At 59.7% G+C, this 11,963-nt stretch carries 11 protein-coding genes and 1 pseudogene; 5 read left to right on the forward strand and 7 right to left on the reverse strand.

From position 1 onward, the window contains the following. Positions 1-367 precede the first annotated feature (367 nt). From AC3CCE_RS01240 to AC3CCE_RS01255, 4 genes are read right to left on the reverse strand one after another with little or no spacing between them, the layout of a single operon-like run. Positions 368-1,294, reverse strand: a complete 927-nt coding sequence (locus tag AC3CCE_RS01240; RefSeq protein WP_023731944.1) for an ImmA/IrrE family metallo-endopeptidase — start codon at positions 1,292-1,294, stop codon at positions 368-370. Positions 1,295-1,298: 4 nt separating this feature from the next. Then, complete coding sequence (locus AC3CCE_RS01245; protein ID WP_023686069.1) at positions 1,299-1,802, reverse strand: helix-turn-helix domain-containing protein; 504 nt, start codon at positions 1,800-1,802, stop codon at positions 1,299-1,301. 13 nt (positions 1,803-1,815) lie between these two features. Further along, positions 1,816-2,445 (reverse strand): hypothetical protein, encoded by a 630-nt coding sequence (locus AC3CCE_RS01250; RefSeq protein WP_023808456.1) that lies wholly within the window; start codon positions 2,443-2,445, stop codon positions 1,816-1,818. A gap of 4 nt (positions 2,446-2,449) precedes the next feature. Next, positions 2,450-2,665 carry a ribbon-helix-helix protein, CopG family gene (locus AC3CCE_RS01255; protein WP_031209255.1) on the reverse strand — a complete coding sequence of 72 codons (216 nt, stop codon included), beginning with the start codon at positions 2,663-2,665 and terminating at the stop codon, positions 2,450-2,452. A 135-nt stretch (positions 2,666-2,800) separates the two neighbouring features. Between AC3CCE_RS01255 and AC3CCE_RS01260 the strand changes: the two genes are divergently transcribed. From AC3CCE_RS01260 to AC3CCE_RS01280, 5 genes and pseudogenes are all read left to right on the forward strand, one after another. Further along, positions 2,801-3,523 (forward strand): multiubiquitin domain-containing protein, encoded by a 723-nt coding sequence (locus tag AC3CCE_RS01260; RefSeq protein WP_023686066.1) that lies wholly within the window; start codon positions 2,801-2,803, stop codon positions 3,521-3,523. A gap of 1 nt (position 3,524) precedes the next feature. Further along, positions 3,525-4,046, forward strand: a complete 522-nt coding sequence (locus AC3CCE_RS01265; protein ID WP_023731941.1) for a hypothetical protein — start codon at positions 3,525-3,527, stop codon at positions 4,044-4,046. Next, positions 3,997-4,569 (forward strand): Mov34/MPN/PAD-1 family protein, encoded by a 573-nt coding sequence (locus tag AC3CCE_RS01270; protein ID WP_155927479.1) that lies wholly within the window; start codon positions 3,997-3,999, stop codon positions 4,567-4,569. The genes AC3CCE_RS01265 and AC3CCE_RS01270 overlap by 50 nt, the downstream gene beginning before the upstream one ends. Beyond that, positions 4,566-6,068: a ThiF family adenylyltransferase gene (locus tag AC3CCE_RS01275; RefSeq protein WP_023731939.1), complete on the forward strand. Its 1,503-nt coding sequence runs from the start codon at positions 4,566-4,568 to the stop codon at positions 6,066-6,068. The genes AC3CCE_RS01270 and AC3CCE_RS01275 overlap by 4 nt, the downstream gene beginning before the upstream one ends. Before the next feature lie 475 nt (positions 6,069-6,543). Beyond that, positions 6,544-7,604, forward strand: a pseudogene (locus AC3CCE_RS01280) (IS256 family transposase). Between the two features lie 150 nt (positions 7,605-7,754). Here AC3CCE_RS01280 and AC3CCE_RS01285 read toward each other — a convergent pair. The 3 genes from AC3CCE_RS01285 to AC3CCE_RS01295 form a co-directional block, all read right to left on the reverse strand. Next, the gene (locus tag AC3CCE_RS01285; RefSeq protein ID WP_023808461.1) at positions 7,755-9,068 is read right to left on the reverse strand and encodes an HlyD family type I secretion periplasmic adaptor subunit; all 1,314 of its coding nucleotides are present in this window, start codon (positions 9,066-9,068) and stop codon (positions 7,755-7,757) included. Beyond that, entirely contained in the window at positions 9,055-10,542 is a 1,488-nt protein-coding gene (locus AC3CCE_RS01290) for a type I secretion system permease/ATPase (protein ID WP_352521693.1), read from the reverse strand. Before AC3CCE_RS01290 ends, AC3CCE_RS01285 begins: the two co-directional genes overlap by 14 nt. Before the next feature lie 500 nt (positions 10,543-11,042). Further along, positions 11,043-11,834, reverse strand: a complete 792-nt coding sequence (locus tag AC3CCE_RS01295; RefSeq protein WP_352520210.1) for a calcium-binding protein — start codon at positions 11,832-11,834, stop codon at positions 11,043-11,045. Between the last annotated feature and the right edge of the window lie 129 nt (positions 11,835-11,963).

Raw genomic sequence — 11,963 nt, forward strand, 5'->3', positions numbered from 1 at the left:
GAATCCAAGTGGAGAAAATCCCGCTTTCGTTTCAGAGACTTATGCGAAGGTTGGCCGCATCTGCTACCAACAGAAATACCAACAAAATATTTCTGTGGATTGGTTCGGTTCCTGATATTTCTCTCAATGCCTCGCACCTGCACCTTGTCTTTTCCGGTTCGGTCTAGATCCTTCTTGGTTATTTATCATCATGCGGGGGGGTCAAGTGAAGACCACGGCTGGCCAAGACGACTCAATGAAAACGATGGCCGCCTGCGACCCTAATGCGCCCTGGTATCGGCCGTTCGTTCACGCAGCTTAAGCCTGGAAGCTTCCGTTCCCTGACCAGCGGACGTAGCCGGGCGAGCTTATTAGCGCCGCAGCGGTATCACTTAACCGGTGTTATCAACGGAGCCGGGCGCCTGTGTACGGCATAAGTCAGGATCGCGTGGTGGTTGCAGAAGCATTCGATCGCGAACTCGTGTCGGACTCCGTTCGCGTCCGTCAACACGACGGTTCCGTCGAAAATCGGACCTCTCCTAGCCCGGCCGGCACTGGCCCTGAGAAAGTTCCAACAGAATTCCTGAGTGATCCCCGGAAACCGCGTCCTGAACGCGGGTGAGCGGATGAAGTATCGCACGTCCTTGCCGCCGGGGTCGCGGCCGATATCGTCGTGGTGCGGATGGGCGCTGACCATCCCGAATGCCGGCGTTTCGCCATCCCGCTCCTCGACCGTGCGCCATAACGTGGTGGTTATCGTATTGCCGTAGCGCTTGGCCAGATTCTGGATGGACTTGAAGGTAATCTCGACGTCGCGAGCCTCGCACGCGAAACGGTCCTGAAGGAACAGCAAGCGTGCGGCGGCGAAATTAGCCTCCGCCTCCACATTGGCGTGGCAGTTCGGATCGAGCGTGTACTGATCGTCGCCGAACAGGAAATCCTTGTGCCAGGGAATGAAACTATGCCCAACCTCATGGGCCTCGATCCATCGTTTCTTCGCGTCGGGAACCTGTTGGTCGATCAGGATGCGATTGCCGTCGGGTATCCATAAGGCGGAGAGGTTGGCCTTCTTGATCACGTCGATCAGAATGGTCGGACGGGCGATAACCTGCTTGCCCGCCACCTTCATCCTATGCGCGACTTCCTGCAGGAGCGTCGGATTGGACAAGCTATAGTACTTGAGGTCTAGCGCGAGCAACTGCCGGACCTCCGGGAGACGGAGGGGCGGTTCGGGATTGCCGAGTTCGCGGAGAATCCTGTCAACGAGTCCTCGGATGTCGTCCGCCTCATATGCTCCGACCGTCCCCTCCATCATCGGTTCATTTCTGCCCCAGCACCAGAAACTTGACGAAACTGTCCAAGACCTGTTGCTCGTGCTTACTGAGCTTGGACAAATCATCGGACTTAGCCGCGAACTTCTGGGCCTCTTCCTGCAGGACCTCGTCTCTAGTAACAGTAGCGCCAGAGAGCTTCATCAGCGCTCGTGGCGGCATCCTAAAAAACTCGGCCAACTGGTGAACGGTCCTCGGCCTGGGTTTGTAGTTGGGGTCCCGTTCGATCAACCTGATCTCGGCGGCCTCCACCCGCGCCTTTGCGCCCAAGGTTTCAACCGACAATTGGTCGCGTCGTCTCAACTGGCGTATGAAGACCCCGAAGGCGTGCTTCATTTCGACCACGTTGCCCGCGTCCGACACAAGTTCGGACGGCAGGAACATCCCTATATTGTCGATGGCTTCCAACGGCCATCCCGCGTCATGGTCCGTATCCGGATCGGACTCGATCTTTCGCCGGAGCCAGTCGCGTGAGATAAGCATCTCCATCATCTGCTCCTTCTGTTTAAGTGAGGAAGGCGCGCGCTTGTGCTTCGGTCATCTCAAAGTAGCGCATGCGCGTGTCGTCGATTTCCAGGTCGGTCATTCCAACCACATCTCGATACCAAGCTTCGGCCTGTGGCAAGGCGTGCAGGCCTACCCGTCCCCTGAATTCCTCTTGAACACTCAAGCTGATCGCGGCAACCATCATGATGCGCCCCACGCCCTTGAAACGAGGGGACGCATCGAAACGCGGTCTGTTCCAAGGCGCGGTAGCTAGCAGGTCCACCGTGACCAGCGGCTTGCCGCGTTGCGAGGGTTCTTTGGCAAAACCTGCAGTCGTCACGAGCATCAGGCCCTGTGTGGCACCTTCCGCCACGATCGCGAACGACTGCCGGTCAAGCCGGTTTGACGCCATGTCGACTTTCTCGGACCATCGCCAATGAGCGTCCTGGATGTCGTTATCGCCGAGGAATTGCAGGTTGTATTGGCCGGCGGCTTTCAGTTCCGCAATCCTGGCTTCCATGAGCGGGCGCCACGAGCCGTCTATATCGGCGACATTGCCGGCATCCGCGGGGCTGAGGAGATGGGATTCCGTGAACTTGCCGGTCCGACGGTCTAACAGGTCGTAGGTACCGATGAGGCTACCCGACATGGCTTCAGTTCAGCATCATGAGCTCGGCCTTTTCCTTGGTGGAAGGGTGTTCGAAGAATACCTTCTCGCCGCGTTCTATTCTGTCCGTGATGGATTGGTAGAGCCTGAGGGCCTGTCGGACTAGGGCGGTCTTGGACAAACCTTTTTCATCGGCGAGGCGATCGACCAGATCCATCTCCTGCGAACTCAAATTCAGCGTCATCGTACGTTTTTCAACCATAGGGTCCTCCTTGACGGTCGCGCGTTCATATCATTATCCACGAGGCTAGTCAACAATTAATAGCTACACATCACGTATTGACTAGCTAAGAAATAGCTACTATTTGATGTGATATCGAGACGCAGGAGAAACCAAATGAACGACAGCGATCCCATTCGCAGCATCCATATCGCCGGCACCGACCTGGTGTTCCGCGCGGTTCCCGTAAATGACCAGACCCCCTCAGGGGACCAGATCGCCCTCGCCGCGGGGTTTTCGTCCGACGATTACAGCTATGTCCTGCAGATGCGGGACAACGGCGAACTTGAGGACGTCCGCAGCCGCGAATCCGTGCCCTTGTCCGACGGACAGCGGTTTATCGTCGCCCTGAGCGACCGATCCTACCGGCTTGCCTTCGCCGGCGGCCCCCTGGATTGGCCCGCGCGCTTCATCACGGCCGGAACCTTGCGCAAGCTGAAGGGCGTGGCTGCCGACAAGAGCATCTATCTGGAAAAGACGGACGAGCCCGACTTTCCCCTCGATGAAGACGACGTCATCGACCTGGATGAAGATGGCGTCGAAAGCTTCAAGGCGGGCAAGCTTGCGGGGCCAAAGAAGCAGACGGTGCGCGTCAAGCACCTGGGTGAACTGGAAACGGTGCGCTTCAAGGTCGAGTCCGGTACTACTCTGCAGTCGATCTGGGACCGGGCCTACGAGGAGCTCGACGTCATGCGCAACGAGCGTGACGTGTTCCAGGCCGAGACGGACGTCGGGACAGTGAGCCTGATGGACCACCTCGGCCTTCCTCTCGAGACGGCCCAGCAGGAAGGTTTGTGCGACAAGAAGTTCGAGATCGCGGCCAGGACCGGGGGGGCCTGAAATGGCATCGCATGGCGTCCGGCCCACCATTGACCTGCAGGCAGGCACGCAAGTGCTAGGCCAGCACTTGCCGCGGGTGCTGTCCTTCAGGGGCCAGACGATAGAAGAGCTCGGCTGGAGCCGGCCATCGGACCGGACGCTGCTTGTCCCCATGCGCGGCACTTTCGGCGGAAATACCGAAGAGTATCTTCTCCGGCTCGATTTTCTTGCCGGTTCGGACTGGCCGCCCAGCGCCAGGTTCGTCAATCCGGCGACCCTTGACTACGCCGGCCTAGCCGAACAGCACCATCTGCCCCAACTGACCTCGCCGGAGGTCCACGTCCATCCGGCTTACCAGAACCCCAGCGGGCAAAAGATCCAGCTCGTGTGCTGTTCCGCTGTGTTCGAATACTACGACGTCAATCACGGCGGCGAAGACACCACCCTCTGGCGCACGGGCGATACCTTTAATCATACGTTGGTGGCGATCGAACGTGCTTTCCGCAACCACTATTCGGGAAGATTCGATCGTCATGCAGGATGAATACCTATTGTGGCGCGACCCGGCACCCGGGCCCTATGTGCCGATCGGATCCGTCCTTCGCTTACCTCCGACTGCGATTTCGGCGACAAGCGAACTGCTTCAGCGCGCAGGCCGCCGGGAATCGTGTGTTTTCTGGTACGGCGAGCGGGACGGCGATACCGCCCTTGTGCGATCGGTCCGGGCGCCCACGCAGCGATCTATGCCCGGAAACTATCATGTGGAGCCGGATGCGATCAGCGAAATGGTGCGCGATCTGCCCGAAGGGTGGAAGCCCTTGGCTCAGATTCACAGCCATCCCGGCATGGGCACGGAACACTCGCGATATGATGACCGCATGATTTCGAGCCGCCGGATTCTTTCGCTCGTATTCCCGATATACGGCGTCCCGGCCGCGCCCTGGCCGCAAGGCATCGGCGTGCACGAGTGGCAGAACGATTATTGGCACATGCTATCCCCAGGGCAGGTCCATGGCCGCCTTGAGGTGATCGCCGCACCGGCAGTGGACAGAAGGGATTTCCGATGAGTGGCTTGGCATTGGGGGATCGTCATTCCCGACCGTTGGATGGTTTGGGGGACGTCGCGTCGCCTAAAACGATCCTCATTCGTGCCGGCGACGTATCAGGGGCAGTCAATCGCCAACACCTTCTGGTCTGTCTCGTCAATCTACTGGCTAGGCTGCATGGCTTGGTCGGTTCGATCCGGGTCGCGGTAAAAGGCGAGATGACGGTCGTCACGCCGAACGGGGCCGGTCCGGCAAATGCCTTCCAGGCCGTCGAGAACCTCGCGTCCTGGGCCAACGGCGGGCGGATACCGGTGCTTCCACCCGATGGCGTGGAGGACTTGACCATAGATATGACCGGTCAGATGCGTGGAGGCGCGAGCATCTATGTTTGGGGAGAGGGGTGGAAAGCCTGGATCGGCTCCGCTCCGCGAGCCTTCGGTGGTTCTTTCGGCCGGCGCGATTGCCTCGGCCCATACCTGGCAGCGGCCTTGGCAGCAGGCGAGGTCTTCAAGCACGCCAAAGGCTTGAAGAAAGGACGCTTCGCCCGGGATGACGCGTATTCCCTGTGGTCGGGGGAATCCGGCCGCTGGGAAGTATTGGAAGACGGTCCAGCCGTATCGGACACGCGCTTGCCCCCTTTGTATGTCGTCGGGGCAGGCGCCGTCGGTCAGGGGATCATCCAGGTGTTGGGCGCCAGCGAATTGGCAAGCTCATTCCTCGTTACCATCGATCACGACCGCCACGACCTCGAGGGCACCAATCTTAACCGGTGCTTTTTGGCCGGCCTCGACGATCTCGACCGACCTAAGGTCGAGGCCGTGGAGCGATACAGGACCTTCAGCGGACTGGGGGGCTTGGAACATTCCGGAACGCTTCGGGATTACATCCTCTCGAGCCGGTCAGGCCTGCATCCGAAGCTCGATCTGGCGGAAGCGCGGGACTCGTACGAACTCGTGGTATCGGCCGTGGACATCAATACGTCCCGTCAGGACATCCAGGGTCTGTGCCCCCGCGTCGTCGTGGGCGGAAGTACAGACGGCTTAAGGGCTCAAGCGGTGATATACGGCCTCGTCGAACAAGCCGAATGCCTGGGCTGTTGGAACGTGCCTGACGACGGAAGGGCCAAGGCCGCTGCCCGGGAAGCGGCCCTACGGGCAATGTCGCCGGAAGAACGACGGAAGGAATTGGCCGGACAGGTCGAAAACCTTGATGCAGCCTTGTCCTATCTCGCTTCTGCCGAGCCCAGATGCGGACAGTTGGGAGAAAGCGATGTCAAGAGCTTCGTAGACCGGATGCCTCCGGAGTTTTCGGCTTCGTTCGTGTCCATGGCGGCCGCCACGATGGCCGCAGCCAGCCTATTTCGAGTTACATCGGGATTGTCTTCAGATGTGAACTTGCAACCCAAGACAATTCTCCAGTTCAAGAACTTGTCGATGGCTAAAACGGTGACTGCGCGACGGAGCGGTTGCGCGCATTGCTGTGTTGTCCGTGAGGCCGGTTCTCCGGCGAAACTCGGCTAGTACTTGGCCGCGGTCGATAACTCGGTCCCCTTGGACACTACCGAAACATTTGGGCCCTGATACGCCACCACCCGGGCAGGCACGCCACCCCAGAGTCGCGTCGGTACCCTCATCGCTGAACAGACAACTGACCTTCTGGACCTTTGGTACCGCAAGGTGAAGCGACACAGAGGGCGCTGCACTTGTTCAACGCTATCCATTCTTCGGCGGCTTCCAAGGCAAGGGTTGCCAAAAGTAGACGGTCGGCTCCCGGCCCCCCTCCTGAACGTTTGTGCTCTGGCCAATAGCGGCCTGAGGAGAAACGATATGGGACATTCGCAGTATGACCTCGCCGGACAAGGCCGTCCCGGTAGTGTGCTGAGAGTTCTGCAAATTCGCGGTAGTGTGCTGAGAGTTCTGCAAATTCGCTGAGAGAGGGCGGTCATGGCAGGCTGGTGATGTTCAACGTCACCGATTCCCTGGAAGGAACGCCACCATGACCAAGACAGAAGGTAAATCGACCAGCGCTGCCGTCAAAGACATTCTGCTTTCGAACCCGGAGGGGCTGCACGAAGTGATCCGTGCGGTAATGCAGGAGGTTCTCGAGGCCGAGATGGAGGAGGCGCTGGGTGCTTCGAAGGGCGAACGCACGCCTGAGCGCCTTGGGTATCGCTCGGGTTACTACGGCCGCACCCTGGTCACCCGGGTGGGCAAGCTTGAGCTGCGGGTTCCACAGGACCGGGCGGGTCACTTCTCCACCGAGCTGTTCGAGCGCTACCAGCGTTCGGAGCGGGCCTGAAGGCGTTTGCCGAACGACCGCTTCAGGAGCCATTCCCCTACCTCATTCTCGATGCCCGCTACGAGAAAGTGCGCGAAGCCGGCATCGTGATGAGCCAGGCGGTGCTGATCGCGGTCGGCATCGACTGGGACGGGCGCCGGCAGATCCTGGCCGTGGAGATGGCCAATCGCGAGAGCCGCTCGGCCTGGAAGGACTTCCTCGTCGGCTTGAAACGACGCGGTCTCAAGGGCGTGGAACTGGCCGTGTCCGACGACCATGCCGGCCTGGTCGCGGCGATCGGCGAGGTGATCCCGGAAGCAGCATGGCAGCGCTGCTACGTCCACTTCCTCAGGAACGCGCTCGATCACCTGCCCAGGAAGCACGGCGACGATTGTCTGCAGGAACTGCGCTGGCTCTACGACCGGCGCGATCTCGCCGAGGCCAAGGCCGATCTCGCCGCGTGGCTGTCCAAATGGTCCGCCCGCTACCCGCGGCTGACCACCTGGGCGGAAGAAGCCATAGAACAGACGCTGACTTTCTTCCGGCTGCCGCGTCAGCATCACAAGCACCTCAAGTCCACCAACATGCTTGAACGGCTCAACGAGGAAATCCGCCGGCGCACCTATGTCGTGCGCATCTTCCCGAACGCCGAAAGCTGCCTGCGCCTGGTCAGGGCGCTGGCCGTCGAAACCAACGAAAACTGGATGGAGGCCAACCGCTATATCAACATGGATGATCTGCGCGAGCACAAGAAGCTCGCTCTGCGCCAAGCCGCATGACCAGTTTCATGATCGCCCATTTTGCAGAACTTGACGCACACAACCAAATTCGCTGAGAGGGGGCGGTCATGGCAGGCTGGTGATTGTTCACTTCACCTGATTCCCGCGAAGGAACGCCACCATGGCCAAGACTCATTTCTCTGGGTTATTTCATTCCTCCCGGAATGTCCGACTGATTTGGTCCGACAGCGGCTTCACGAAATAGGAAAGCGCCGTACGCTCGCCCGTCTCGACCATCGCTTCGGCCGGCATACCGGGCACGAGCGTCAGGCCCTTGAGCTTCGTCAGTTCCGCCTGCGGAACCGACAGGCGCACCAGGTAGTACGAAATGCCGTTTTTTTCATCCGTCGCCAGATCGGCTGCGATCCGGCTGACATATCCGTTCAATATCGGCGTGGTTCTCAGATTGAAGGCTGACATCCGCAGCACGGCCTTGTGACCAAGCTGGATTTGGTCGATGTCCTTCGGGGTGATTCGTACTTCAAGCGCAAGATCGTCGCCTTCCGGCACGATTAGCATGATCGGATCGGCGGGCGTAATCACTCCGCCGACCGTATGAATTGCGAGTTGTTGAATGGCGCCTGACTGCGGCGCGACGATATCGATCCGCCGCAGTTCCTGCTCAACCGCCACCTTGCGCTCAACATACTCCCCGACCTGCGCCTGAACCTCTCTGAGCTCCTGGCCGACTTCCGACTTGAAATCCTGATCGATCTGCGGGATCTGCAGGCGCGTTTCGGCTATGCGGGCTGCCGTCTGTGCCTGATCTGCGATCTTCTCACCGCGCTCGCCACCGAAAGTGGCAACCTGGATCTTCAGGCTGTTCAACCGTTGGTCCGAGACAATGCCTTTCTTGCGCAGCCCACTTAGAACAGCAATTTCCTTTTGGAGAACCTCGATCATTTTTTCACAGGCAATTTCCTGCGCCTTGAGTCCTTCGATCTCGTGGTGATATTGAGTAATGCGTTCCGCCAATTGCGCCTGCTTCCCGTCGCGGGATTGCCTGCGGAATTCGAACAGCAGCGTCTCGCTATCTATTGCCGAAGCTACGTCTGGAACATCTCTTCGGGCGAGTAGCCAGTCCGGGAAGGCGATTTCAGCGAGATCGTCACGCTCAGCATCGAGTCGTGCCAGGTAGGCGGCCAGCTCATCGAGCCGCTTGGTGACTATGGCGAGATTAGCGCGCGTCTGGGTAGCATCGAGCCGCATGAGGATGTCGCCGGCTTTTACTTTATCCCCTTCGCGCACCAGGATTTCTCCGACCACCCCGCCAGTCGGGTGCTGCACCTTCTTGACATAGGAAACGACGACAAAGTGTCCGGACGCTACAACCGCACCGGAGAGATTCGTGAAGGTCGCCCAGGCTCCGGCTCCTCCCACAAAGATCACGCTCGCCAGAAGGCCCGCCACCAGGTGGCGGCGAATGGAGCTTGAAACGTCATTGTTCTGATCAATGCCGGACACCGGTATCCTCCATGTCAGCGCGCTCTGCCACGTGATCCTGTGTAGACTCGATGGCCTTCAGGACTTTGGAACGCGCACCGAATGCTCGCTGCCGTCCACCTTCCATCACCAACACCAAATCCACGGCGCGGATGACGCTCGGCTGATGGCAGACGACAACCGCAATGCCCTTGCGCTCGCGCACGGAGGCGATCGCCTTAGCGACTGCAGCTTCGCCTTCCGCATCGAGATGGGTATTGGGTTCATCCAGCACAACAAGGAAAGGGTCTCGATAAAGGGCACGGGCAAGACCGATAAGCTGGCGCTGCCCGGCGGAAAGTGCCGATCCGGCCTCACCAATCGGAGTTTCGTATCCGTGCTCAAATCGGAGGATCAGTTCGTGCGTGCCCGCTGCCTTCGCCGCGGCGACAATAGCCTCAGGGTCAGGATCATGTTCAAAACGAGCAATGTTTTCGGCAATGGTGCCGTCGAACAGCTCAACACCTTGTGGCAGATAGCCGATATGACGGCCTAGTGCTTCCCGGTCCCATTGATCGAGGCTTGCGCTGTCAATGCGAACCTTCCCGGCGACCGGCGTCCATGCGCCGACGATGGCGCGCGAGAGTGTCGACTTGCCCGAGCCCGATGGACCGATGACCCCGAGTGCGCTTCCCGCCTGAATGACAAACGCAAGGCCGGTCACGGTCAGCTTGCTTTCGCCGGGCGGAACGATTGTCACGCTTTCCAGGCGCAGTTCGCGTTCAGGTGCAGGCATAGGCACAACAGGAGCGGTTTCAGGAACCTTTTCCAAGAGGTCCTCAAGCCGCGCCCAACTCTGGCGCGCAATGAGGAAGGGTTTCCAGCTTGAAATGGCCAGATCGACCGGAGCCAGCGCACGCCCCATCATTATCGAACTGACAATCATGACCCCGGCCGTAGCCTCCTGCCTGACGACAAGGTACGCACCGACGGTAAGAATGGCCGATTGCACCTGCAGGCGCAAGTCGGCATTGCAACGCGCTGCTTGCAGCAGACCATTGCGTGCCATGTTGTGGGCAACGGTATCGCTTATCGGCCCTTGCGAGAGAGTGTTGGCAAGGAGTGTCAGAGATGTGAGACCGACCGCCCCGATAAGTGCCGTCATGCCGATCCAGAAATGAAGGAGGAAGCAAATGCCGAGATAAAACAGCATCCATGGCAGATCGAAGAACGCTGTCGGACCGTTTCCACCTAAGAAGCCGCGAACATTGTCGAGATCGCGAAGCGGCTGCAAGCCGTCGCCCGGCATGCGCGTTGAAAGCGGAAGGCGAACGATCGCATCGTGAACGCGTCCGGAAAACTGTCCATCGAAACGCTCGCCAATCCGCAGCAGCACGCGGGCGCGCAAAATGTCGAGCAGGCATTGGAACGCATAGAGCCCCGCAGCAAGCACGACGAGCCCCACTAGCGTGGATACGCTGCCACTTGCCAGAACGCGGTCATAGACCTGAAGCATGAACAGCGGCGAGATCAGCGCAATCACGTTGACCACGCCGCTGATCAACACAATGCCCCAAATCGCGGAAGTCAGAGGGAAGGGTCTCAAAGCTGAATCCTTTGGAATGGTTGTCACGTAAGTCTCCGGAGGCTGGCGACCCGGCTCCCTATATTGCTCCCCGACCGGCAACCGACTGCATCCGCTTGCTGGTCCAGGATCAGTGCTCCCGCCGAATATGTTTGGTCCCGGCATTTAATGGAGCGGGTCAACAACACCGTCCGGCTGAAGGTTTGGAAGGGATTCATCGTGGTCGGCCGCAAGGGCCCGAACAGGCTTCCGCCTCCACACCTTCAGGAGATTTCGGTGCACGACCAGCGCGACGCGCAGGGCTTGGTCAAGCTGTCAACGCTGCGACTGCTCCCGGGCGCCCCTCGGGCGCCCCGGCCCAGGCAAGTAGCGGAACGGGAAAGCGCCCGCCCAGGGGGCGGGGCGGGCGCGGTTCCGTATGGGTTTCTGGATCAAACGAAGGTGAAGTCCGACGCGGTCAGGCCTAGGTCGGCCACGGTGACCACACCGCCCAGGTGGGCGAACTCGTGCGCGCTGCCGTCGGCGGTGACATAGGCCAGAGTTGCAACTCTGTCAGCGTAGCTGCTTTGGTAGACAATGATGTCGCCGGCGTGCTCGCCGGAGATCGCACTCGCCGCCTCATTAGCAGAGTTGAAAGATTCGCCAGTGATCACCACGACGTGTTCGCCGTTCGCACCCGAGGCCGCACCGCTGTAGAAGCTGCTCACCGGGTAGCCGGACTGTATGCTGGCGTTGTTGACGAAGTTCGCGCCAAAACCGTCGTTGTAGAGGCCTACCGCATCGAAGGCGAACTTGTCCTCCGCCGGGTTGAAATCGGTGATAGTGGTAATGTCCGACGTCGACCCGACAACCCCAGGCACCGGATTGTGGAACTGGAACACGAACGTGTCACTGTCGGTGCCCCCGGTCAACGTGTCCTGGCCGTCACCCACGTAGAGGACATCCTGGCCGGGACCGCCGCTGAGCCTGTCATTGTCCTCACCGGAGACGCGCGCGTTGAAGCGGCCGTTGTCGCCGGAGAGATCGTCCCAGCCATCTCCGCCGAAGATGCGGTCGTTACCCTCGCCGCCGATGGCTCGGTCACTGCCCGCGCCACCCGAGATCTCGTCGTTGCCGCCACGACCGTCAATCCAGTCACCGCCCTGGAAACCCTCCATCCAATCTTCACGCTCGGTGCCGATGAGTGTTTCGGCACCCGCGCCACCCTCGATAATGTTTGCCATCGAAAAATACTCCTAATGATGTCCCTGCCTGAGTCGTTCATATTCGTCATCGGACAATTGGAGAAATCGATTGCTTGGATAGGCATACATTTACGAAATGAATGCATTCTCGTTCACTTCGCCCTTCGC

The sequence above is a fragment of the Mesorhizobium sp. P160187 genome, from assembly GCF_057766425.1.